Source organism: Streptomyces laurentii, assembly GCF_040635425.1.
Taxonomy (GTDB): Bacteria; Actinomycetota; Actinomycetes; order Streptomycetales; family Streptomycetaceae; genus Streptomyces; species Streptomyces laurentii.
This window is the reverse complement of the sequence record NZ_JBEYHT010000002.1, coordinates 73540-95107: the sequence shown is the minus strand read 5'-3', so window position 1 is coordinate 95107 and position 21568 is coordinate 73540. Positions and strand designations below refer to the sequence as shown.

The window sequence follows — 21568 nt, the reverse complement described above, 5'->3', positions numbered from 1 at the left end:
GGTGCGGGGAGGCGGAGGGTGCGGGGACGCGAAGGGTGCGGTGCGGTCAGCCGATGCGTACCGCCGTACCCGTCACCTCGATGCCGCTCGACGGATCCGCCGGAATCCCCACGGTGAGCAGACTCGGGCGGCCCATGTCCGCGCCCTGGTGAATCGTCAGGACGGCGGGAAGCTCGACATGTCGCAGTTCGCGCAGATACCCGCCGAACGCCGCGGCCGCCGCGCCCGTGGCCGGGTCCTCGACGACCCCGCCGGGCGGGAAGGGGTTGCGTGCGTGGAAGACGGTGTCGGACGCGCGGTGGACCAGGGCGATGGTGGTCCAGCCCCGGCGCGCCATCAGGTCGCCGAGCGCTGTCATGTCGTAGTCGAGGTTCGCCAGACGGCTCCGCTCGGCGGCCGCGATCACCGGGTGCCAGGCCCCGCCGTAGGCCACGCGCGGCGGCAGGGCGGGGTCGAGGTCGGCGGCGTCCCAGCGGAGCGCGGCCAGCAACTCGGCCAGGTCGGCCTCGTCGATCTCCACCGTGCGCGGTGTGACGCTCACCAGGGTGGCGACGACGGCGCCGTCCGGCCGCTTCGAGGCGGTCACCGGGACCGGCCCGGCCTGGGTGTGCAGGAGCAGGTCGCCGACACCGTGCCGCTGCGCGTGGGCGACGGCCGTGGCGATGGTGGCGTGGCCGCAGAAGGGCACCTCGGCGAGCGGGCTGAAGTAGCGGACGTCGAGCGTCCCGTCGGGCCGGGGCACGACGAACGCCGTCTCCGAGTAGCCGACCTCCGCCGCGGTCGCGGCCATCGTCGCCTCGTCGAGGCCCGCGGCGTCCAGGACCACGCCCGCCGGGTTCCCGCCGTGCGGATCGGTGCTGAAGGCCACGTAGCGCAGGATGTCCATCGTCCGAACGTAGCCGCCGCTCCTTGGCCCGTCAAAGACCTTGGAGCGGTGGTCGTTCAGGGGTTCGGCGGGCATGCCGGGGGCTGGATCGAAGGTCCCTGGCCGGGGGCGGCCGGGGATCGTTCGGGTGTCGCGGGCCGGGGCGTGCGAGGCGTGCGGGGCCGTACGGGCGCACGGGTGCATGTGTCGTACGTCAGGAAGCCGGCGAGGACGGGCGCTTCGGCAGTAGCAGGCCGATTGCCGCGAGTGCGAGCGCCAGCCCGGCGGCGATCAGGAACACCCGGTCGTATCCGGCGGCCAGGGCTGCCGCCGCCGGGCGGCCGGTCTCCGCCGCGGTCGCGGCGCCGGCGGCCGTCGCGAGGATCGCGAGGCCGATCGATCCGCCCACCTGGTTCGCCGTGGAGGCGACACCGCCCACGATCCCCGCGTCCTCGGCGGGGGCGTCCGCGGTCGAGGCGGCCATCAGCGTGGGAAACACCAGCCCGATGCCGATCGCGATCAGCAGCGTGGGGCCGAGGACATGGGTGGCGTAACCGCTGTCGACGCCGGCCTGGGAGAGCCAGCCGAACCCGGCCAGGAACGCGGCACCGCCGATCAGGATCAGGGCCCGCGCCCCGAGGCGGGGCAGCAGCCCGGCCGCCCAGCGTGCGACGAGCATGAAGGTCACCGCGGCCGGGGTCTGGCCGAGTCCGGCCCACAGGGCGCTGTAGCCGAGCACGTCCTGCAGGAAGAGTGAGGTGAAGTACCACATGGCGATGCCGATCGCACCGAACACCGCGAGCAGGACGCTGCCGACGGCGACACCCCGGAGGCGGAACAGCCGCAGTGGCATGAGGGGTTGAGCGGTGGTGCGCGCCTCGACCACGGCGAAGACGGCGAGCAGTGCCACACCGGCGGCCAGCGGTCCGGCGGTCATGGCGGAGGTCCAGCCATGGTCGCCGCTCTGCATGACCCCGTAGATCAGCGCGGCCAGTCCGGCCGTGCCCGTGAGCGCGCCGGCGAGGTCGAGCGATTCCCGCCGCTCCGTGGTCGGACGGCCGAGTAACACGAGGGTGGCGGCGATGAGCGCGGCGCCGATCGGCACGTTGATGAGGAAGACCCAGCGCCACGACAGGCCGGTGGTGATGGCACCGCCGGCGACCGCGCCGGCCATGCCGCCCACTCCGCCCGCGGCGGACCAGGCGCCGAACGCGCGGGCCCGTGCCGCCGCTTCGGTGAAGTGGGTGTGGACGACGACCAGGGCCGTCGGGGCCATCAGGGCGGCCCCCGCTCCCTGGAGGACACGCGCCGCGACCAATACCTCGGGGGAGCCGGCCAGCCCGCCGGCGAGACTCGACGCCGCGAACAGCGTCAGTCCGGCGGTCAGCATGCGCCGCGGTCCGAAGAGGTCGGCGGTGCGGCCGCCGAGGAGCATGAAGCCGGCGAAGGTGAGCAGGTAGCCGTTGACCACCCAGGCGAGCCCGGTGGAGGTGAAGCCGAGGTCCCGGTCCACGGAGGGCAGGGCGACGTTCACGATGGACGCGTCGAGGATCACCATGAACTGGACGGCGCAGGCCAGGGCCAGGATCTTCCAGCCGGGGCCGCCGCCGGCGGCGCTTGTCGAGCTGCGCGGGGGCAGCGAGGTCGTGGTCGTCCTGGATGACACGAGAGTCTCCTCGGAGGGTGGGGTGGGCGATCGGCGCGCGGGGTGGGGCACGGGAAGGGCAGCCCCGCTTGCGCGGAGTTGCTTAGGCGCATAACGTTATCTGGATAATAATTATCCGGATAAGAGAACTGTCAAGGAGGATTCATGGACTTCGCCCAGGCCGACGCCGTGAACCAGGCCATCCGCCTGCTGAGCCTGCGTCACCGCGCCCGCGTGGCAACGCTGTTGACTCCGCTCGGCCTGCATCCCGGCCAGGAGGCGCTGCTGCTCGAACTCGCCCGTACGGGCCCGATGATCCAGGCCCAACTCAGCGGCGCGCTCGGGGTGGAGCCGCCCAGCGTCACGCTCATGACCCGCAAGCTCGAAGCGCAGGGACACCTCCGCCGCACCCCCGCCCCGAACGACAGGCGGGCCACCATCGTCGAGTTGACCGAGAGCGGCGAGAAGCTGGCGGGGCAGGTCAAGGAGGTGTGGTGTGTGCTGGCCGAGGAGACCGTGGCCGGGATCGCGGACCGCGCAGTGGCCGAACTGCCCGCTCTGCTCACGACGTTGGCCCGCAACGTCGACGCGAAGCAGTCCTGAGGGCCCGGGTGCGCGGCAGCGCTGGAGCGGTCTTCGCGACGGCGGTGCCGCCGTACGAGTGGCGATCCCGTTCCCGCGGAGGTCGGGGCGGGAGCTGATTCCCGGCGCGGGGTGCGGGGTGCGGGTGTCAGCAGTCCTTGGCCGCCCGCGCGGGCTCGTCGTGCGGCGTCGCGTGGACCCGCTCGTACACCGTCACCCTGCGCCCTCGTATCTGGCGGTCCGCCGTCGGGGTGAAGTGCTCGCGCAGGACACACGTCTTCACGCGGTCCCGCTCGGTCGACAGGGGTGGCGCGACCTCTCCCGCGTCCGTGACCAACAGGATGCGGTCCTGTGTCAGCATCGCCGCCCCTATCCGCTGGGGGCTCTTCTCCACCCCCTTCAATGTCCCTGATTCCACCGGGCCTTGGGCGAGGGCGATGTCGCGCAGTCCGGTGAACGCTCCAGGGGAGACCAGGCGGGTGTCGCGGCGCGCCGCCGGTATGTAGAGCACCGCGTCACCGTCCCGCGCCAGCTCCCGTATGTCGTCCGCGACCGCCAGGACGTCGTCCACGCGGCTGTCCGGGGACCGCTTGGCCAGGAACTGCGGTGTCAGAGCCGCCGTCGCCACGGCCATCACCACGGGGAGGATCATCCGTGAGGCCCTCGGAAAGCGCGGCCGGGCCGCCCGGACCGCCGCGCCGATCGCGGCCCCGATCAGCAGCGCCAGGCCGACCAGGCTGAACAGCACGTACCGGTCCAGGAACAACGGCTGGATCAAGGAGAGCCCCACCAGGCCGAGTTGGGGAAGCGCGAGGAGCGGGAGCCCGACCGAGGCCGCCGACAGCCGGCCCGCCCGCGGCCGGTCGAGCAGGGCGCCGAGCGCGCCGATCGCCAGCAGGATCGCCGGGCCGATCAGCATGTGCCAGGTCAGCGGCGGTATCCATGACACCTGATCGGACTGGGTCCGGGTGAACAGGATGAGCGGCAGGACCCCCGCCACGGCGCCCGTCGCGGCCATCGCCCAGCGCACCCGGACCGGGCGCGCGGCCCGCGCCCGGATGAGGGTGGCGAGGTGAGCGGGCAGGATCATCAGCGAGAGCCAGTTGAGCAGTCCGCAGACGAGGATCGTGCCGCCGTAGGCGACCCAGAGGGCCGACCGCCGTCCCCGGCCCAGTGCGGCCTGGTCCCGCCCGGCCCGGTCCCGCCCGGCCCGGTCCTGGAGGGCGGTCACGAGCAGCAGGGTCGAGATTCCCGCGCCGGCGGCGACGAGCGCGTACGGACGTCCCTCCTGCAGATGGAACTGGACGGCGGGCAGCAGCCCGAACCCGAGTCCGCCGCCCAGCCCCGCCCACGGTCCCGCGAGCCGGTTCCCGAGGGATGCCACACAGACCGCGGCCACCGTCATGGCCAGCACGGAGGGCAGCCGCAGAACCGTGGTTCCGGGCCCGAAGCAGCTGAAGAGCCCGTGCATCAGCAGGTAGTAGAGCCCGTGGACGGCGTCGACGTTCTCCAGCAGACGCAGGATGTCGCCGGTGGACCGCCGCGCCACCTGCCAGGTCGCCGCCTCGTCCCGCCATACGCTGTTCTGTCGGGACAGCCCCCACAGGCCGAGCGCGAGCGTCCATACCCCCGGGACGGCCCGGACGGCCCAGACGGCCCAGACAGCCCGGACGGTCCAGACAGCCCGGACGGTCCAGACGGCCCGGAGACGGTCGCGGTGGCGGGGCGTCGGCAGGGCCGGTGGGCAAGGGGAGGGCATGAGCGTCCGTCTTCGTCCTCGGGTGGCGCGGAAGCGTGCTGTGGGCAGCGCACGATAACCGCGGTCGCAGGAGAGGCGCGGTGTTCGTGGTCCGAACCGGCCGAGGGGGAACGGGACGCCGGAAGGGGCGTTTTCGGCCAGGTGAGGGGGGCGCGTTCCCCTCCCTTCACCGTGGTGGCCAGGAGAGTCGAAAGGTTGAGTGAAAACCCGCCTTTGACACATGAGTTCGATCATCTCGTGTCCCACGTTCACTTGGCCGCTTTTGGCCCCCGCCGCTCCGCACCCGTCGGCACCGGACGCTCGAACCGGAGCCGCCCCGTGATCGTCGTCCGCACCTTCACCGGCACCGGCGCGCTGCCCGCGACGACATGCGCCGGTTCGGTAGGTGTGCGTGGGTGGAACGGGAACCGTGGACGCGAACCGCGGCGCGTGGACAGCGGACCGTGGAACGCGAAGACGGAACGTCATGAGGAAGGGTGAGGCATGGCAGAGCGCGGGCGGCCCGAGTTGTACGAGGTGTTCGACGAGCGGTTCCGCACGGGCCGGTGCACGTCCGGCGACGCACGCCTGGAGGTCCTGTACGACGGATGCCGCTGGGCCGAGGGCCCGGTCTATCTGCCCGCCTGGCGGCAGGTGATCTGGAGCGACATCCCCAACGACCGGATGCTCCGCTGGGACGAGGAGACCGGCGCCGTCGGCGTGTTCCGCCGCGACGCCGGCCACCCGAACGGCAACACCCTGGACCGCGAGGGCCGGCTGATCAGCTGCGAACAGGGCAACCGCCGGGTGACGCGGACGGAGCACGACGGCACGCTCACCGTGCTCGCCGACCGCTGGCAGGGCAAACGGCTCAACAGCCCCAACGACGCGACGGTGAAGTCGGACGGCTCCGTCTGGTTCTCCGACCCGGACTTCGGCATCATCACCGACTACGAGGGGCATCGGGGCGCGAGCGAGATCGGTGCCGGCAACGTCTACCGGATCGACCCCGCCACGGGCGAGGTCCGGCTGGTCGCCGACGGCTTCGGGGCGCCCAACGGCCTGGTCTTCTCGGCGGACGAGAGCCGGCTCTTCGTCTCCGACACCCGGGCCGGGTACGTGCGCGTCTTCGACGTACGCGACGACGGCACCCTCTCCGACGGCACGGTCTTCGCCGACGCCTCCGCCCGCCCGGACGCCCGCTTCGACAATCTGCGCTTCGACGCCGACGGCCGGTTGTGGGTCGCCGCGATGGACGACGGCGTGCACTGCTACGACCCCGACGGCACCCTGATCGGCCGGCTCGACGTCCCCGAGGCGGTGGCCAACATCGCCTGGGGCGGCGCCAAACGCAACCGTCTCTTCCTCGCCGCCGAGAGCAGTCTCTACTCGGTCGTCACCTCCGTCACGGGCACCCATCCGGCGCCGGGACCCGCCCGCCGGAGCTGATCACCCGCCCCGCCTCCGTGCCTCCCGTTCCGGGACCTCCGCGCCTCCCGTTCCCGGAGAAGATGTGGCTCGACCCGTGTCGCTGTTGGGCCGAACGAGTGAGGGACGGGAGGATGGCCTTATGAGTAGGTACGAGAGGTACGACGTCACCGACGAGCAGTGGGAGGGCCTGGCCCAGGTCGTCCCGCTGCGCGGCAGGGATGAATGGCCGTCCAGGATCGATCACCGTGCGATCCCCGAGCAGCAAGAGGCGGCCGAACAGCGCCGGATGATCGTCCTGCGCGTCCAGGTCTTCGCGGACGCGCGCGAGGTCGCGGAGTACCTCATCGCCCAGATCCCCGTGCTGCTCGACCTGACGAGCGCGGACACCGAGGTCGCCAAGCGCATCCTCGACTTCAGCAGCGGCGTCGTCTTCGGCCTCGGCAGCGGGATGCACCGGGTCGACCGCAACGTCTTCCTGCTGGCGCCGGCCGGCACCGAGGTCGAGGGCGCCGAGGACGAGAGCGAGGCGGGCAACGCCTGAGGCGCGCTCCCTCGTTCGTAGGAAGGTCGTTCAGACGTAACGGTTCGGCGTGCGGAGGGCTGCGTACCTTCCGGTCATGACCAACACCGGTGGCAGCGCCCCCGACCGTCCGCCCCGTCCACCCCACCCATCTCACCATTCCCCACCGCCTCTTCCGCCCTGGCCGCAGCCGCCGCCCGCTTCCGCGGACGGGCGCGTGCCCGCGCAGGGACGGCGCCCGGGCCAGGTGCCCTTCCGCGCCCGCCCGCTCCCCGCCCCCACCGCGGAGGCCGCCCTCGCGCTCGCGGCCGCGCTTTCGCCCGTACGGGTCGACGAGGCGGCGCCGGTGCCCGTCGAGCGGACCACTGGCGGGGCGCTGCTCCGGCCCACCGTCACCGAACTGCGGCTTTCGGCCTTCGGGGTGCACCGCGGGACCGTCCTGCCGCTCGGCCCCGTGACACTGCTGCGCGGGGCGAGCGGCAGCGGGAAGACCACCGCCCTGCGCGCGTACGAGGCGCTCGCGCGGCTCGGGGCGGGCGCGGAGCTCGAGGAGGTGCTGCCGGACGCCGCCGACCGCGTACCGGAGCGGTCGCGGGCCGACGCGCAAGGCCGGCGCGGCTTCCGGATCGGCTGCACGGTCGACGGCCCGGTGGGACCGGTCCACCTCGACCTCGCCGTGCAGGCCGAACCGACCCTGCGGATCGTCGGGGAACGGCTCACCTCGCCGGACCGCACCCTGTTCACCACCGCGCTGCGGGACCCGGGGCGCAGCACCGTCCAGGCCGAGTGGCACACCGCCGGCAACACCCCGGTGACCCGCGCCCCGTTCCCGGACGACGTGCTCGGCACGGCACTCCTGCCGCTGCGGGTCGCCGGGAAGACGCAGGGGCAGCGGGACGTCCTGGCCGCCGCGGAACAGGTGGTCGTCGGACTGCGTGCGGCCTTCCCCTGTCACCCCCTGCCGCACCGGATGCGGCAGCCCGTGCCGGTCGGCGAGGGCCGGCTGCGGCGCGACTGTCACAACCTGGCCGCCGTGCTGCACCGCACCGCCACCGAGTGCCCGCGCCGCCACGCCCGCCTGGCGGCCCTCGCGACGGCGGGATGTGCCGGTACGGTCGCGGGGCTCGGGTTACGGGAATCGGAGACGGGCGGCACGGTCGAGGCCGTCCTGGAGCGGGCCGGCCTGCCGGACATGGCACTGGGCCGGCTCGGCGACGGCGAACTGCGCTATCTCGCCCTCGGGCTCGTCCTGCTGACCGGCCCCGGGGTGCTCGCGATGGACCCGGTCGCCGAGGTGCCGCAGGCCATGCAGACGCTCACCGTGCTCGCCGACGGGCTCGATCACGCGCTCGATGCCCGGCAACTGGCCGCTCTGTTCGGCCTGGCCGGCGAGATCTGCGCGAGCGGACACGTCCGGCTGGTCGCGGCCGTGGGGGAGGGGGTTACGGGTGTGACGGACGTGCCCGGTGTGACGATGGTAGACCTGGGTGCGTGACTGAACTTGATGTGGCGGGCCTGCAGCGCAGGCTCGCCGACTTCGCCGCGGCCCGCGACTGGCAGCCCTTCCATACGCCCAAGAATCTGGCGGCGGCGCTGAGCGTGGAGGCGGCCGAACTCCTCGAGATCTTCCAGTGGCTGACGCCCGAGGAGGCGGACCGGGTGATGGCGGACCCGGACACGGCGCACCGGGTCCGCGACGAGGTCGCGGACGTCCTCGCCTATCTGCTGCAGTTCTGCGGCGTGCTCGGCGTCGATCCGCTGACGGCTCTCGCGGCCAAGATCGACCGCAACGAGATCCGCTTCCCGGCCCGGGGACGCCGGGGCGACGACACGTCGTCCGGCCCCGGCGGCGAGCCCCGAGAGGCGGGAGACGACCGTGATCGTCACTCTACGGAGTGATCGAGTTATCCTCAACGAGCTTCCTGTCCACAGATTTCCGAATTCCTCTGGTGTTCAGGCTCGGTCGGCCTCACGCTGGGTAATGGAATGAGTGAGCGGTAAGTCGTCAGAACGGGGGCGTCGTTGATGGACGCGGAGCGTTTGATCGCGAACGGGCGATACGCGCTGGCGGAAGCCCACACGGCGTGGGACATCATGCGGGAGGCCTGGGAGGCTCAGGCTCTCGCTCAGGTGATAGGAGGTCACCTCGCGGCCGAGGGGCCGCTGGAGTTGCGGAGCGAGGCGCGGGGGCTGAGCGAGACCGGCGGCGGACGCGTGGGGTTCGATCACCCCGCGCTGCGCGCCGGAGTGCCGAGGGCCGCGCAGCTCACCTCCGTCGGGGACACGCGCGCGGCGCTGACCGCGCTTGGCGTGCTGCTCGGCGACGTGGGCATCGCCTTGGTGGGCGTGGCCTGCGCGACGGGTGAGGACGGGCTGTACTGGCAGTCCATCGAGGCGATCGACGCCGCCGACGAGGCGGGCGACCGTGTTCGCGCCATGCTGCACCGGCTCGCGGTGCGCGAGCGGGACCGTCCGCCCGACCCGGCCCGGGGCCGCGCGGGCCCCGGGTAGGGGCCTGGGGCGCCGAGGCGATGGCCGGTGTGTGGCCGTACGGCGGGCGGAGTGGCGGGGCCCGGGGCCGGGGTGCGGGCCGAGCCGGCCGGGCCGGGACGCGGGGAAGGAGCCGGCGGCGGTCGGGGAGGGTCGGGGGAGGCCGGGCCGTGGGCCCGCCCCGCTGCCCGGTCAGCGGGACGCGGCGTCCGGTCTCGTGGGGCCGGGTCCGGCCGGACCCGGGTCGTCGGCGCCGTCGGCGGCCGCCTGACGGTCCGCCGAGGACTGGAGGTCGGCGTCGAGCTGCGAGAGGTCGGCGGTGAGCGCCGCCATCATCGCCTCCATCTGACGCAGCAGGCCGGCGGGGGCGTCTCCCCGCTGCGGCTGCGCGGGTACGGACGATACGGAGGACACCGCGGGCATCGGCGGTGTGAGGGGCTGCTCGGACACGGCGGCGTGCTGTGGCGCGGCTTCCTTGGACATGGCGGCCTCCTCGGCCAGGGGCCCTCCCGTACGGGAAGGACCACCACACAAAGGGACGTCCCGGCAGGTCGGCCGACACGTGGGGCCGGGCGGTCCGGCTACGCCCGAGCCAACGACATGTCCGCGGCCCAGGTCACTGGCCTGGCCCAACGCCCCTCGACCGGGGACGGTTATTCACCCGGCCGAGGCCGTGTTGATCACCGGGTGACGAATCGGTTGACGCACCCGGGTGCAGGATGGAGGCATGGATCTCCGAATCTTCACGGAACCCCAGCAAGGGGCGTCCTACGACACCCTGCTCACGGTCGCCAAGGCCACCGAGGACCTGGGCTTCGGCGCGTTCTTCAGAAGTGGTCGCACAACTACCTTGGTGGCGCCTAGGCTTCACGTATGGAGCTTGTCACCCTGGAGCGCAGGGATCAGGACATGGTCAGAGCACGCACCTACGGCCGGCAGAGCCATAAGAGCGAGACGGACAGCCAGGCGTCTCCCAAGATGCAGCTGGAGACGGGCGTAGCGTTTATCAACTCGCAAGCGAACTGGGTGCACACGCGGCACTATGAAGACGTAGGAATCAGCGGTTACGACCCCAACGTAGTCCGTCCAGACTTCGAGCGGATGCTAGAGGATGCTCGAAACGGCGAGTTCGATGTCCTCGTGATTTACATGCTGTCTCGGCTCACTCGGCAGGGTGCTGCGGAGGCGCTTCGCATTCAACAGGAGTTGGCGAAGTGCGGCGTGGCGCTCGTCTCGACCCAAGAGCCATTCATCAACACGTCGGACGACAATCCGTTTGGCGTTGCGTTCTTCTCCCTTATCGCAGGGCTGGCGCACCAGGAATCGAAGAACAAATCGAAGTTCATTCGAGACACGCTGTCGCGGCTGAAAGCAAAAGGATCGCACTCGACAGGCCCTGTGCCGTTCGGGTTCGAGGCTGATGAAGTTAAGGTGGACGGCCTGACGATCCGCGTACTGAAGCCGGGCCCGACGACAAGGGGGCTTCTCGACCCGGGCCCGGACTGCACGCCTGCGGACACTGTGGAGCACATCCTCCAGAAGGCGGAGGACGGTGTGAACCCAAGCGCTATCGCCACGCTGCTAACAGCGAAGCGCATCAAGACTCCGCTCGACTCGCTGGACGAGGAGAAGTCGAAGGCACGTCGTGAGGCCGCGCAGAAGCGGCGGAAGAACCAGGGGAAGGACACCGCGGATTACGAGTGGTCAGCCACTGTCGTCCTGCGCATCCTCAGAGACCCCAGGATGGCGGGCTACGCCATCGGTGCGGTGAATCAGCGGACGAAGCGCCGGGAGATCCTTCGCGATGAGGAGGGGCAGCCTGTACGTCCACATGAAGGGTTCCGAAGTCCCGCGGCATGGACGGCCATTCAGAAAACGCTAGACGGGCGTGCCCCGGCTCCTCGACGGGATCGCACTGGACATCGAACGCTTCTCGGTTCATGGGGCATCGCCCGCTGCGGGTTGTGTGACGCCGGACTGACCATCGCCAGTTCTGACGAGTCGTACACATGCAACCTACGGCGCACGGTAGGTGACGTCCCGAAGCACACGCTACGTGTCAGGCAAGCTCCACTGAATGACATCGTCACAGAGCGAGTGTGGGCACGCGTCAGTGGGCTCGACCCCGCGGACCCTGATGATCTGGAACTCCTCATCGCGGCATCGGAGCGCTTTGCCAAGCAAGGTGCGGATCCTGCGGCTGCAAACGAACTGGCGGAACAGGAGGCGCAGCTCGAACACGTACAGGAGAGTATCCGGGGGCTCGCGGCCGACCGGGACAGCTACGTCGGCCCCACTGCCCGGCAAGCGTTCCGCGCCACCATGGCGAAGTATGCAGCGCACGAGGAACGGTGCACGGAACGGATCGCTGAACTGGCGGCTCAAACCGCCTCGTCGACGCGGATCCCGCTCGATGAGTGGACCGAGCACACGGACGGTGACCCGTTCGCGCCTGAAAGCACATGGCAACGCTGGGATGTCGACGAGCAGCGAGCGTTCCTCGCGCTGTTTGTGGACCGAATCATTGTCGGCCCTGCGGGAACCTCTCGCGGGACGCTGCGCGATCGGAGCGACGAACGCACGGAGATCGTGTGGGCGAAGCCCGCTGCACCGACCGGCGACGCGGAGTAGGTGACAAGTTGATAATGGGTGCAGCGCTGGGCAAGGAGGTTGCGCAGCGCTCACCGGTGCGTCGCTGGCGCAGTCGACCTGTCCCCGGCGTCAGGTGAGCATCCTCCTCCCCACATGCTGGACTGCGCAGGGTGACGGATTGGTCAGCCTGGTTAACTGAGAGTGACCAATGGTTCCAAAGTGCCCAACTGAACCCCTAATTCATTTTATCTATCACGCGTTAGGAGGAATGAAAAAAGGGGGTTAGTTTGGCAGTTTGGGCCCCGCGCTCCTGGAGGCGGCGGAGCAAGATCATCCCCGCGTAACGTGCGCCCCATCACTAATGTAGGGGAGGGGGCGACGCTGGCGAATGGCGCGGCTCCCGGTCCCCATGCGACGGCCGGCGCCGCTCCTGCGCTCCCCGTACTCTCCTCCGGACTGAGCGCGGTCGAGCGGCCCCGGTCGCCCCAAGACTTCCGTCCGTCATGGAGCCTGCGCCGGATCTCATTGAGGGTCGGCAGGTTGACGCGGACGGGGAACGCCGCCGAGGCGCGGCTTCCATCACCCGGGCCTCACGGTCCGGAAGGGCGGACGGTCGCCACCCGGACGTATCCAGCGCAGCCGGCCGACGTCATGCCGAAGAGGGCGGCCTCGCGATGAGACCGCCCCCTTCCGGCTAGCCGCGCTTCAGGAGCGCGAGGACCGCTACCCCGATGCCAGCCGTGGTTCCGGTGGAAGCCCCGCCGGCTGCCAGCGCGGTAAACGGCATTTCGTGCATCAGGACGGCCGTGGTGAACGCGACTGCGCCGACGAGCGCAGACGTGAGACCCACGATGGCCAGGTCACGGCCCCTGTGAGAGCAAGCAGGGGGCGTTGCCTGATTGGTCGCCATGACGAAATTCCTCCCAAGTTGACTGCGAACGCACCAGGTTTTGGCATGACGTCATGCACCTGATGAGCCGCACTCGCGCAGGATTCAGGGACCCTGCGATCGCCCTTGCGACGATCCCCGCCAATGCGGGGCTTGGTTTGAAGGTCGCGAACCCCACGGAGCGGGGCTTGGTGCACTCGTCCCGCCCAGGGAGAAATGGGGAGACGTACCTCGTCACTATAGCAGCGCCAACTGCCGTCCTGCGGGACGTAGTTCAGGGGTCACAGCGCCCGGTTTGGGGCCGGGAAGTCGCGCGTTCGAATCGCGCCGTCCCGACTCAGCGACCCCACTCTTCAGGACCCCCGCCGCGCTAGTCGATGGCGGGCCAGTCCTCGACGTCGGGATGCCCTGCACAGCGGAGGAACTCCACGACGTCCTTCATCGCGAACGCGCGGCCGACGATGGTGCCGTCAATGCGCACGCGACGGCCTCCGTCCTCGTCGGGCGGGTAGACGACTATCGGCGGTTCGGAGCTCATGACGCCACGGTGCGCCATGAGGCGACGAGGCGCACGTCCAAGAAGCCCGGACGGGCGGTGAGGAGGCCGTGTGGCACGCATGCTCGGAGCTTCGGGGTTCAGTGGGACAGGCTGCTCGCCCGGTGCCGGCGCCTCCACGCACCCCGGCCGAAGCGCACGACGAAGGCCATGCGGGTTCACCGTCATCCGCGAACCACCGTAGTCGTCGTGGGCCGTCATGGTCGCTTCGCTCTGCGGGGCAGTTGTGATCTTGTGCTCGATGAACCGGCAGTAGACCCCGACTCGGCGGGAATGGAGCCCCCGCCAAGTCGGCCCATCCCGCCCTCTTCTGGCGTCGGTCGAGTCGGGGAGAGAGAGCGGGACACCCACGCCCCGGCCCGGTGGTCTTCTTCGAGGTCTACCGTCGGACCGGGTCGGCCCCGGCTCTTCGCCCCACCGGAGAGTTGGGGCTCCATGCCGCCGACAGCCTGTCGGCATGTCAGAGAGCAAGAAGAGGCCCCAGCTCGCTGCGTCAAGTGCAGCAAAACGGGAGTCGTCCTCTCCAGGCCGGCGGACACGCTTACGGGGCTTCCCCGTTGGCGGTATCGGTGTCTCGACTGTTCGGTTGCCTGGTGGGTTGATGAACACGAGCACTGGCAGGAATACCCACCCGAGAGGTAGGCAGATGTTCGTTCCAGTGCGGAAGGTCATTCAGCGGCTCGCAAAGCTTTGCATCTGCCCGAGTTGTGGCAGCGCGTCGTACGACCACAACGGCCAGAAGAACGTCTGCATGGACTGTGGGAACCAGTGGTAGGCGAGGAGCGGGGGCTTACCCCTGACGAGACGCTGGCGGCGCTCTACAGGCTGGCCCTGGACGTTGCGGAGGAGCGCGGAGCGCAGATGCCGGAGAGCGCGCGAGGGCCAGGCGCGTACTCCTTCATGGCGGAGGTTCGAAGGCGACACCCGAACATGAAGTTCGCATGGGGCGGAACGGCAGACCCTTCCTGACCCCGTGAGCGGCCCCGGTCGCCCTCTTCCCCCGTGGAGGGTGGCCGGGGCTTTGCGCTGTGCCGGGACCGGGAGAAGAATGACTGGTCAGAGGCCATAGTGAAGCGAGGTAGCAAGATGCACCCTTCTTCCGCTCGGACCACTATCTGCGCATGGGGTCCGGCGACGGGCTGCCCGGCCCGACGGACGCCTGGATCACCCTGGCCGGTCTCGCCCGGGAGACCCGGCGGATCCGACTCGGCACGCTCATGACCGCCGCCACCTTCCGGCTCCCCGGCGTCCTCGCCATCCAGGTCGCCCAGGTCGACCGGATGTCCGGCGGCCGGATCGAACTCGGCCTGGGCGCGGGCTGGTTCGAGGAGGAACACCGGGCGTACGGGATCCCGTTCCCGAAGGAGAAGTTCGGACGTCTGGAGGAGCAGCTGGAGATCGTCACCGGGCTGTGGGGCACCGCGGCCGGCAAGACGTTCTCGTACGAGGGGGAGCACTACCAGCTGACCGACTCGCCCGCGCTGCCCAAGCCGGCCCAGGAGCGGATCCCGGTGCTGGTCGGCGGGCACGGCGCGCGCCGCACGCCGCGTCTGGCGGCACGGTTCGCGGACGAGTTCAACATCCCGTTCGCCTCGCTGGAGGAGACCGAGCGGCAGTTCGGGCGGGTGCGGGCGGCGGTCGAGGAGGCGGGGCGGCCCGCCGACGCGCTCGTGTACTCGAACGCGCTGGTGGTATGCGTCGGCCGGGACGACGCGGAGGTGGCCCGCCGGGCCGCCGCCATCGGCCGGGACGTGGACGAACTCAAGGCCAACGGCCTCGCGGGCTCGCCCGCCGAGGTCGTGGACAAGATCGGCCGCTACGGGGCCCTCGGCGCCCGCCGGATCTATCTCCAGATCCTCGACCTGGACGATCTGGACCATCTGGAGCTGATCTCCGGTCAGGTCCAGTCGCAGCTGGGGTGATCCGGTGAGGCCCGGCCGCACCCTGGGCGCCGCCCTCGCCGACGGGGTGCTCGTGCTGGACGGCGGGCTCTCCAACCAGCTGGAGGCCCAGGGCTGCGACCTCTCCGACGCGCTCTGGTCCGCCCGGCTGCTCGCCGACGGTCCGGAGCGGATCGAGGCGGCGCACTCGGCGTACGTGGCGGCCGGCGCCCAGGTCCTCACCACCGCGAGCTACCAGGCCACCTTCGAGGGCTTCGCCCGGCGTGGGACCGGCCGGACGGAGACGGCACGGTTGCTCGCCCGCGGCGTGACGCTCGCCCGGGCGGCGGCCGGGCCCGCCGAGCGGGAGACCTGGGTGGCGGCCTCCGTCGGGCCGTACGGGGCGATGCTCGCCGACGGCAGCGAGTACCGGGGCCGGTACGGGCTGTCGGTCGGCGCGCTCACGCGGTTCCACCGGCCCCGGATCGAGGTCCTGGCCGAGGCCGGGCCCGATGTCCTGGCCCTGGAGACGGTGCCCGACACCGACGAGGCCGAGGCGCTGCTGCGGGCCGCCGAGGGGTGCGGGGTGCCGGTCTGGCTCTCGTACACCGTCGACGGCACGCGCACCCGCGCCGGACAGGATCTGGCGGAGGCGTTCGCCCTGGCGGCGGGCCGGGACCAGGTCGTCGCGGTCGGGGTGAACTGCTGCGCCCCGAAGGACGCCGGGCCCGCCGTGGAGATCGCCGCCGCGGTGACCGGCAAGCCGGTGGTCGTCTACCCGAACAGCGGCGAGGACTGGGACCCGGGCGCGGGGGACTGGCGGGGCCCGGCCACCTTCGACCCGGCCGGGGCGACGCGTTGGCGTGCCGCGGGTGCCCGGCTGATCGGCGGCTGCTGTCGCGTCGGCCCCGCCGCGATCGCCGCCCTGGCCGCCGGACTGGAGCCGGGGACACGGGGCGGGTGAGGCGGTACCGGGGCGCGGGCGGCGGGGTGTCAGTTCCCGTTGAAGGAGGAGGCGGAGGCCGCGCCGGCCGGCTCGCCGGGCCGGTCGATGCCGAGGTGCGGGTGGTCGCCCGTCCGCGTCCGCCGGCCCCGCTCCGCCGCGTCGTCCAGGTGGCGCAAGCCCGCCGCGCGCCACCCCGCCGGGCGCGGAAAATGCCTGGTCGACGGAGGGGTGCCTGGTCATACTCGGACGGGTGTTCCTCACCATCCGTACCACTGGTACGCCTCAGCGACCCGCGACCGACCTCGGCTTCCTGCTGCACAAGCATCCCGGGAAGGCGCAGTCCTTCACGACCGCGCACGGCACCGCGCACGTCCTGTACCCCGAGGCGGACGTGGAGCGGTGCACCGCCGCCCTGCTGCTGGAGGTCGACCCCGTGGCGCTGGTGCGCAAGGGGCGGGGAAAGGGCCGGGGCGGGGCGCCCGACGCGGCGCTCGCGCAGTACGTGAACGACCGGCCGTACGCCGCGTCGTCGCTGCTGGCGGTCGCGCTCGCCAAGGTCTTCACGACCGCCCTGCACGGCACCTGCGCCGCGCTGCCCGAACGGGCCGCCGCGCCGCTGCCGCTGCGGATCGAGATCCCGGCGCTGCCGGCGCGCGGCGGACCGGGTCTCGTGACGCGGCTGTTCGAGCCGCTCGGCTGGACGAGCGTCACGGCGGAGCCGGTCGCGCTCGACCCGGAGTTCCCCGAGTGGGGCGACTCCCGCTACGTACGGCTGGTCCTGGAGGGCGAGTTGCGCCTCGCCGACGCGCTCAACCAGCTCTATGTCCTGCTGCCGGTGCTCGACGACGCCAAGCACTACTGGGTCGCGCCCGACGAGGTGGACAAGCTGCTGCGCGCCGGTGACGGCTGGCTCGCCGGCCACCCCGAGCGGGAGCTGATCACCAGCCGCTATCTCGCGCGGCGCCGGAGTCTCACCCGCCAGGCCACCGAGCGGCTCGCCCTCGTACGGCTCGCCGAGGCCGACGGCCTGGAGGTCGAGGACGTCGACAACGCGGTCGACGAGGCGACCGACACCGAGGAACGGCCGGTGCCGCTCGCCGAGCGGCGCCGTACGGCGATCCTCGGTGCGCTGGGCACCGCCGGCGCGGCCCGGGTGCTCGACCTCGGCTGCGGGCAGGGGCAGTTGGTGCAGGCCCTGCTCAAGGACAAGCGGTTCACCGAGGTCGTCGGCGTGGACGTGTCGGCGCGGGCGCTGTCCGTCGCCGCCCGCCGGCTGCGTCTGGACCGGATGGGCGAGCGGCAGGCCGCCCGCGTGACGCTGCTCCAGGGCGCGCTCACGTACACCGACAAGCGGCTGGCCGGTTATGACGCGGCCGTGCTCAGCGAGGTCGTCGAGCACGTGGACCCGCCGCGGCTGCCCGCGCTGGAGTACGCGGTGTTCGGCTCGGCCCGGCCGCGTACGGTCGTCGTGACCACCCCGAACGTCGAGTACAACGTGCGCTGGGAGTCGCTGCCCGCGGGGCACGTCCGGCACTCCGACCACCGGTTCGAGTGGACGCGGGAGGAGTTCCGCGCCTGGGCCGCCCGGGTCGCCGGCCGCTACGGCTACGCGGCTGTCTTCGCGCCGGTCGGCCCGGACGACCCCGAGGTCGGGCCGCCCACCCAGATGGCCGTCTTCACCCGTACCGGCGGCGACGCCGGCACCCGTACCAACAGCGACACGGACACAGGGACCGGCACCGGGAACGGCCCGGACACCACGAAGGAGGACGCGGCATGAGCGACGAGACCACCGAGCACGGCGCCCCGGCGCCCCGCACGCTGCCCGTTACCGACCTCTCCCTCGTCGTCCTGATCGGCGCGACCGGTTCCGGCAAGTCGACCTTCGCGCGACGGCACTTCAAGCCGACCGAGATCGTCTCCTCGGACTTCTGCCGCGGCCTCGTCGCGGACGACGAGAACGACCAGAGCGCCAGCGGGGACGCCTTCGACGTCCTGCACTACATCGCGGGCAAGCGGCTGGCCGCGGGCCGGCTGACCGTCGTCGACGCCACCAATGTGCAGCGCGAGGCGCGGCAGCAGCTCGTCCGGCTCGCCCGCGAGTACGACGTGCTGCCGATCGCGATCGTCCTCGACCTGCCCGAGGAGGTGTGCGCCGCGCGCAACGCGGCCCGCCCCGACCGGGCCCACCTGCCGCGCCACGTCGTCCAGCGCCACCGCCGCGAACTGCGGCGTTCGCTGCGCGGTCTGGAGCGCGAGGGCTTCCGCAAGGTGCACGTGCTGCGCGGCGAGGAGGAGGTGGCGGCGGCCCGGATCGAGCGCGAGAAGCGGTACAACGACCTGCGTCACCTCACCGGCCCGTTCGACATCATCGGCGACGTCCACGGCTGCCGCTCCGAACTGGAGAGCCTGCTCACGCGGCTGGGCTACGTCGACGGGCACCACCCGGAGGGCCGCACCGCCGTCTTCGTCGGCGACCTCGTCGACCGCGGCCCGGACAGCCCCGGCGTACTGCGCCGCGTCATGGGCATGGTGGCCGCCGGGGACGCGCTGTGCGTGCCGGGCAACCACGAGAACAAGCTGGGACGCTGGCTGCGCGGCCGCCAGGTGCAGCCGACGCACGGCCTCGCCGAGACCATCGAGCAACTGGAGCGCGAGCCCGAGGAGTTCCGGTCCGAGGTGGCGTCCTTCATCGACGGACTGGTCAGTCACTACGTCCTCGACGAGGGCCGGCTGGTGGTCTGTCACGCCGGTCTGCCGGAGAAGTACCACGGCCGCACCTCGGGACGGGTGCGCGCGCACGCGCTGTACGGGGAGACGACCGGCGAGACCGACGAGTTCGGGCTGCCGGTGCGCTATCCGTGGGCGGAGGACTACCGCGGCCGGGCGGCGGTCGTCTACGGGCACACGCCCGTGCCGGACACGTCGTGGATCAACAACACCCTGTGCCTCGACACCGGCGCGGTGTTCGGCGGCCGGATGACCGCGCTGCGCTGGCCGGAGCGCGAGTTGGTCGACGTACCGGCCGAGCGGGTCTGGTACGAGCCGGTCAAGCCGCTCGCGGCCGCGGCGCCCGGCGCCCACCAGGGCCGGCCGCTGGACCTCGCCGACGTGCACGGCCGCCGGGGTGTGGAGACCCGGCTGATGGGCCGGGTCGCGGTCCGCGAGGAGAACGCGGCCGCCGCCCTGGAGGTGATGAGCCGGTTCGCCGTCGACCCGCGGCTGCTCGCCTATCTGCCGCCGACGATGGCGCCGACCGCGACCTCGAAGGAGGAGGGATACCTGGAGCACCCGGCCGAGGCGTTCGCGCAGTACGCGGCCGACGGGGTCGGGCGGGTCGTGTGCGAGGAGAAGCACATGGGTTCGCGGGCCGTCGCCCTCGTCTGCCGGAACGCGGCGGCCGCGGAACGGTTCGGCGTCGACGGCGCGGGCGAGGACGACGGCCCGGGTGACGGGCGCGGTGTGACCGGTGCGCTGTACACCCGTACCGGCCGGCCGTTCTTCGGCGACCCGGACACCACCGAGGAGGTCCTCCAGCGGCTGCGGGCCGCGGTCGGCGCGGCCGGGCTGTGGGGCGAACTCGACACGGACTGGCTGCTGTTCGACGGCGAGCTGATGCCGTGGTCGCTGAAGTCGGTGGGGCTGTTGCGCACGCAGTACGCGGCGGTCGGCGCGGCCTCGCGCGCGGTCCTCCCGGACGCGGTCGCCGCGCTCGAACAGGCCGTCGCGCGCGGAGTGGAGGGGATCGACGCCCTGCTGGGCCGGCAGCGCGAACGGGCGGTGGACGCCGAGGCGTTCACCGACGCGTACCGTCGCTACTGCTGGCCGACCGAGGGTCTGGAGGGCGTACGGTTCGCCCCCTTCCAGGTGCTCGCCGCGCGCGGCAGGTCCCTGACCGCCGTCCCGCACGACGAACAACTGGCCTGGCTGGACCGGCTGGTGGAGCACGACCCGACGGGGTTGCTGAAGACCACCCGGCGGCTGGTGGTCGACCCGGCCGACGAGGCGTCCGTACGCGCCGGGACCGACTGGTGGCGGGAGCTGACCGCGGCGGGCGGCGAGGGCATGGTCGTCAAGCCGCTCGCGGCCGTCGCCACCGGCCGCGGCGGGCGGCCGGTGCAGCCGGGCGTGAAGGTGCGCGGCCGGGAGTACCTGCGGATCATCTACGGTCCCGAGTACACCCGTCCGGACAACCTGGCGCGGCTGCGTGAACGGTTCCTCGGGCACAAGCGGTCGCTGGCGCTGCGGGAGTACGCGCTGGGGCTTGAGGCGCTCGACCGGCTGGCGGCCGGCGAGCCGCTGTGGCGGGTGCACGAGGCCGTCTTCGCGGTCCTCGCGCTGGAGTCGGAGCCGGTCGACCCCCGGCTCTGACGGTCCCGGCGCCGCCGGGCACGGCCCACGGGGCGTGGGGGCGCAAGAGGGCGTGCAATGCGCTTCCTTGCGCCCCGGTGTGCTCACTCGCCCGCGTTGACGGGATGGCATGGCGGCCCTAGGTTCGTCACTCCACGGAGTGACGGAGTGTCAATACTGTGATTCCGGAGACGCGTTGGCCGGGTTTCACCGATCCGGTGCGCGCCGGGCGGCGGTCGGGGGTGGAATCGGGAAATGAGTCTCTTCGGCCAGGACCGGTCCTTCCTGCACGCCCTTCCCGCCGCAGACCGTCGCGCGCTGCTCGCCGAGGGGGCCCCGCGCCGCTACGCGCCCGGTGAGGTCATGATCCGCGAGCGCGACACCTCCGCGTACGTCCTCGCCCTGCTCTCCGGCTGGTCCGTGGTCTCGGTCGGCACCGAACGCGGCGCCCGGCTCATCCTGGCGCTGCGCGGGGCGGGCGAGGTGGTCGGCGATCTCGCGGCCGTCGACCGGGGGCCGCGCAGCGCCACCGTCACCGCGCTCGGCCAGGTCGAGGCCGTCGCCATCTCCGGCGACCGGTTCCGGCGCTTCCTCGCCGCCCGGCCGCACGCCACCGCCCTCATCATGCGGCAGCTCGCCACCCGGCTGCGCAGCGCCGACGTCGAACGGCGCTCGCTCGCCTCGGAGACCGTCCTCCAGCGGCTCGCCGCCCGCCTCGTCGAACTCGCCGAACGCGCCGGCCGGCGCGCCGAGTCCGGCACCGTACTGGAACTTCCGCTGCCCCAGCACGACTTGGCGGCGGCCATCGGGGCGACCCGCGAAGCCGTGGCCAAGGCGCTGCGGCTGCTGCGCGAACAAGGGGTCGTCCGCACCGCCCAGCGCACCGTGATCGTGATCGACATGCCTGTGCTCGTGCTGCTCGCACAGGGCCGCCCGGCGCGCGAGACGCGTCCGGGGCGCCCGGGGAGGCAAGAACGCCCGGGGCGCGCGCATCCCGGCGCGCATTCGTCGGACGAACAACCCCCGCCTGTGTAAAACGCTACATCGCCCGCGAGCCGCAGCCGCCAGTCTGGACGCGTCACCA

18 protein-coding genes, 1 tRNA gene and 2 pseudogenes are annotated in these 21568 nt (G+C 71.9%); 14 read left to right on the top strand and 7 right to left on the bottom strand.

Annotated elements, in window-relative coordinates; translation table 11 throughout:
* Nucleotides 1–46: 46 nt before the first annotated feature.
* Nucleotides 47–886, bottom strand: a complete 840-nt coding sequence (locus tag ABZ693_RS01940) for a PhzF family phenazine biosynthesis isomerase (protein ID WP_359872285.1) — start codon at nucleotides 884–886, stop codon at nucleotides 47–49.
* Between the two features lie 193 nt (nucleotides 887–1079).
* Nucleotides 1080–2531 carry an MFS transporter gene (locus tag ABZ693_RS01935; RefSeq protein ID WP_359872283.1) on the bottom strand — a complete coding sequence of 484 codons (1452 nt, stop codon included), beginning with the start codon at nucleotides 2529–2531 and terminating at the stop codon, nucleotides 1080–1082.
* Nucleotides 2532–2675: 144 nt separating this feature from the next.
* On the opposite strand from ABZ693_RS01935, the gene ABZ693_RS01930 reads away from it, so the two are divergent.
* Nucleotides 2676–3113, top strand: coding sequence for a MarR family winged helix-turn-helix transcriptional regulator (locus ABZ693_RS01930; protein ID WP_359872281.1), 438 nt, complete (start codon nucleotides 2676–2678; stop codon nucleotides 3111–3113).
* A gap of 127 nt (nucleotides 3114–3240) precedes the next feature.
* Here the strand turns inward: ABZ693_RS01930 and ABZ693_RS01925 are convergent, their stop codons facing one another.
* On the bottom strand, nucleotides 3241–4851 hold the full coding sequence (locus ABZ693_RS01925; RefSeq protein WP_359872280.1) for a glycosyltransferase family 39 protein: 1611 nt from the start codon (nucleotides 4849–4851) through the stop codon (nucleotides 3241–3243).
* A 483-nt stretch (nucleotides 4852–5334) separates the two neighbouring features.
* Here ABZ693_RS01925 and ABZ693_RS01920 point away from each other — a divergent pair, with 483 nt between their 5' ends.
* From ABZ693_RS01920 to ABZ693_RS01900, 5 genes are all read left to right on the top strand, one after another.
* Nucleotides 5335–6279 carry an SMP-30/gluconolactonase/LRE family protein gene (locus ABZ693_RS01920; protein ID WP_359872278.1) on the top strand — a complete coding sequence of 315 codons (945 nt, stop codon included), beginning with the start codon at nucleotides 5335–5337 and terminating at the stop codon, nucleotides 6277–6279.
* Nucleotides 6280–6400: 121 nt separating this feature from the next.
* Nucleotides 6401–6802, top strand: coding sequence for a cell division protein SepF (locus tag ABZ693_RS01915; protein ID WP_359872276.1), 402 nt, complete (start codon nucleotides 6401–6403; stop codon nucleotides 6800–6802).
* Between the two features lie 196 nt (nucleotides 6803–6998).
* Nucleotides 6999–8276, top strand: a complete 1278-nt coding sequence (locus tag ABZ693_RS01910) for an AAA family ATPase (RefSeq protein ID WP_435842320.1) — start codon at nucleotides 6999–7001, stop codon at nucleotides 8274–8276.
* Complete coding sequence (locus ABZ693_RS01905; RefSeq protein ID WP_359872274.1) at nucleotides 8273–8680, top strand: nucleotide pyrophosphohydrolase; 408 nt, start codon at nucleotides 8273–8275, stop codon at nucleotides 8678–8680. Before ABZ693_RS01910 ends, ABZ693_RS01905 begins: the two co-directional genes overlap by 4 nt.
* 126 nt (nucleotides 8681–8806) lie before the next feature.
* Nucleotides 8807–9292, top strand: coding sequence for a DUF6099 family protein (locus tag ABZ693_RS01900; protein ID WP_359872272.1), 486 nt, complete (start codon nucleotides 8807–8809; stop codon nucleotides 9290–9292).
* A 171-nt stretch (nucleotides 9293–9463) separates the two neighbouring features.
* On the opposite strand, the gene ABZ693_RS01895 is transcribed toward ABZ693_RS01900, so the two are convergent.
* Complete coding sequence (locus ABZ693_RS01895) at nucleotides 9464–9754, bottom strand: hypothetical protein (protein ID WP_359872270.1); 291 nt, start codon at nucleotides 9752–9754, stop codon at nucleotides 9464–9466.
* 244 nt (nucleotides 9755–9998) lie between these two features.
* Between ABZ693_RS01895 and ABZ693_RS01890 the strand changes: the two are divergent.
* Together ABZ693_RS01890 and ABZ693_RS01885 are read left to right on the top strand one after the other, a co-directional pair.
* Nucleotides 9999–10106: pseudogene (locus tag ABZ693_RS01890) on the top strand (LLM class F420-dependent oxidoreductase); the annotation flags it as partial.
* Nucleotides 10107–10144: 38 nt separating this feature from the next.
* On the top strand, nucleotides 10145–11902 hold the full coding sequence (locus tag ABZ693_RS01885; RefSeq protein WP_359872268.1) for a recombinase family protein: 1758 nt from the start codon (nucleotides 10145–10147) through the stop codon (nucleotides 11900–11902).
* A 655-nt stretch (nucleotides 11903–12557) separates the two neighbouring features.
* Here the strand turns inward: ABZ693_RS01885 and ABZ693_RS01880 are convergent.
* The gene (locus tag ABZ693_RS01880) at nucleotides 12558–12773 is read right to left on the bottom strand and encodes a hypothetical protein (protein WP_359872266.1); all 216 of its coding nucleotides are present in this window, start codon (nucleotides 12771–12773) and stop codon (nucleotides 12558–12560) included.
* A 242-nt stretch (nucleotides 12774–13015) separates the two neighbouring features.
* On the opposite strand from ABZ693_RS01880, the gene ABZ693_RS01875 reads away from it, so the two are divergent.
* A tRNA-Pro gene (locus ABZ693_RS01875) sits at nucleotides 13016–13088 on the top strand.
* A 34-nt stretch (nucleotides 13089–13122) separates the two neighbouring features.
* Here ABZ693_RS01875 and ABZ693_RS01870 read toward each other — a convergent pair.
* Nucleotides 13123–13290, bottom strand: a complete 168-nt coding sequence (locus ABZ693_RS01870) for a hypothetical protein (protein WP_359872264.1) — start codon at nucleotides 13288–13290, stop codon at nucleotides 13123–13125.
* A gap of 1112 nt (nucleotides 13291–14402) precedes the next feature.
* Here ABZ693_RS01870 and ABZ693_RS01865 point away from each other — a divergent pair.
* Nucleotides 14403–15230 (top strand): annotated as a pseudogene (locus ABZ693_RS01865) (LLM class F420-dependent oxidoreductase); the annotation flags it as partial.
* Between the two features lie 4 nt (nucleotides 15231–15234).
* Nucleotides 15235–16152 carry a homocysteine S-methyltransferase gene (gene mmuM / locus ABZ693_RS01860; RefSeq protein WP_359872262.1) on the top strand — a complete coding sequence of 306 codons (918 nt, stop codon included), beginning with the start codon at nucleotides 15235–15237 and terminating at the stop codon, nucleotides 16150–16152.
* Nucleotides 16153–16181: 29 nt separating this feature from the next.
* Here the strand turns inward: mmuM and ABZ693_RS01855 are convergent, their stop codons facing one another.
* Nucleotides 16182–16310 carry a hypothetical protein gene (locus tag ABZ693_RS01855; RefSeq protein WP_359872260.1) on the bottom strand — a complete coding sequence of 43 codons (129 nt, stop codon included), beginning with the start codon at nucleotides 16308–16310 and terminating at the stop codon, nucleotides 16182–16184.
* A 74-nt stretch (nucleotides 16311–16384) separates the two neighbouring features.
* On the opposite strand from ABZ693_RS01855, the gene ABZ693_RS01850 reads away from it, so the two are divergent.
* The 3 genes from ABZ693_RS01850 to ABZ693_RS01840 all read left to right on the top strand — a co-directional run bounded on the left by ABZ693_RS01850 (nucleotide 16385) and on the right by ABZ693_RS01840 (nucleotide 21519).
* Complete coding sequence (locus ABZ693_RS01850; protein WP_359872258.1) at nucleotides 16385–17914, top strand: 3' terminal RNA ribose 2'-O-methyltransferase Hen1; 1530 nt, start codon at nucleotides 16385–16387, stop codon at nucleotides 17912–17914.
* Complete coding sequence (locus ABZ693_RS01845; RefSeq protein ID WP_359872256.1) at nucleotides 17911–20505, top strand: polynucleotide kinase-phosphatase; 2595 nt, start codon at nucleotides 17911–17913, stop codon at nucleotides 20503–20505. Before ABZ693_RS01850 ends, ABZ693_RS01845 begins: the two co-directional genes overlap by 4 nt.
* 234 nt (nucleotides 20506–20739) lie before the next feature.
* The gene (locus ABZ693_RS01840) at nucleotides 20740–21519 is read left to right on the top strand and encodes a Crp/Fnr family transcriptional regulator (protein WP_359872254.1); all 780 of its coding nucleotides are present in this window, start codon (nucleotides 20740–20742) and stop codon (nucleotides 21517–21519) included.
* Nucleotides 21520–21568: the final 49 nt, after the last annotated feature.

Bases quoted from the DNA above. Each gene is read 5' to 3' on its own strand.
- ABZ693_RS01940 (WP_359872285.1), bottom strand. From the start codon at position 886: ATGGACATCCTGCGCTACGTGGCCTTCAGCACCGATCCGCACGGCGGG.
- ABZ693_RS01930 (WP_359872281.1), top strand. From the start codon at position 2,676: ATGGACTTCGCCCAGGCCGACGCCGTGAACCAGGCCATCCGCCTGCTG.
- ABZ693_RS01925 (WP_359872280.1), bottom strand. From the start codon at position 4,851: ATGCCCTCCCCTTGCCCACCGGCCCTGCCGACGCCCCGCCACCGCGAC.
- ABZ693_RS01920 (WP_359872278.1), top strand. From the start codon at position 5,335: ATGGCAGAGCGCGGGCGGCCCGAGTTGTACGAGGTGTTCGACGAGCGG.
- ABZ693_RS01915 (WP_359872276.1), top strand. From the start codon at position 6,401: ATGAGTAGGTACGAGAGGTACGACGTCACCGACGAGCAGTGGGAGGGC.
- ABZ693_RS01900 (WP_359872272.1), top strand. From the start codon at position 8,807: ATGGACGCGGAGCGTTTGATCGCGAACGGGCGATACGCGCTGGCGGAA.
- ABZ693_RS01895 (WP_359872270.1), bottom strand. From the start codon at position 9,754: ATGTCCAAGGAAGCCGCGCCACAGCACGCCGCCGTGTCCGAGCAGCCC.
- ABZ693_RS01885 (WP_359872268.1), top strand. From the start codon at position 10,145: ATGGAGCTTGTCACCCTGGAGCGCAGGGATCAGGACATGGTCAGAGCA.
- ABZ693_RS01880 (WP_359872266.1), bottom strand. From the start codon at position 12,773: ATGGCGACCAATCAGGCAACGCCCCCTGCTTGCTCTCACAGGGGCCGT.
- ABZ693_RS01870 (WP_359872264.1), bottom strand. From the start codon at position 13,290: ATGAGCTCCGAACCGCCGATAGTCGTCTACCCGCCCGACGAGGACGGA.
- ABZ693_RS01845 (WP_359872256.1), top strand. From the start codon at position 17,911: ATGAGCGACGAGACCACCGAGCACGGCGCCCCGGCGCCCCGCACGCTG.
- ABZ693_RS01840 (WP_359872254.1), top strand. From the start codon at position 20,740: ATGAGTCTCTTCGGCCAGGACCGGTCCTTCCTGCACGCCCTTCCCGCC.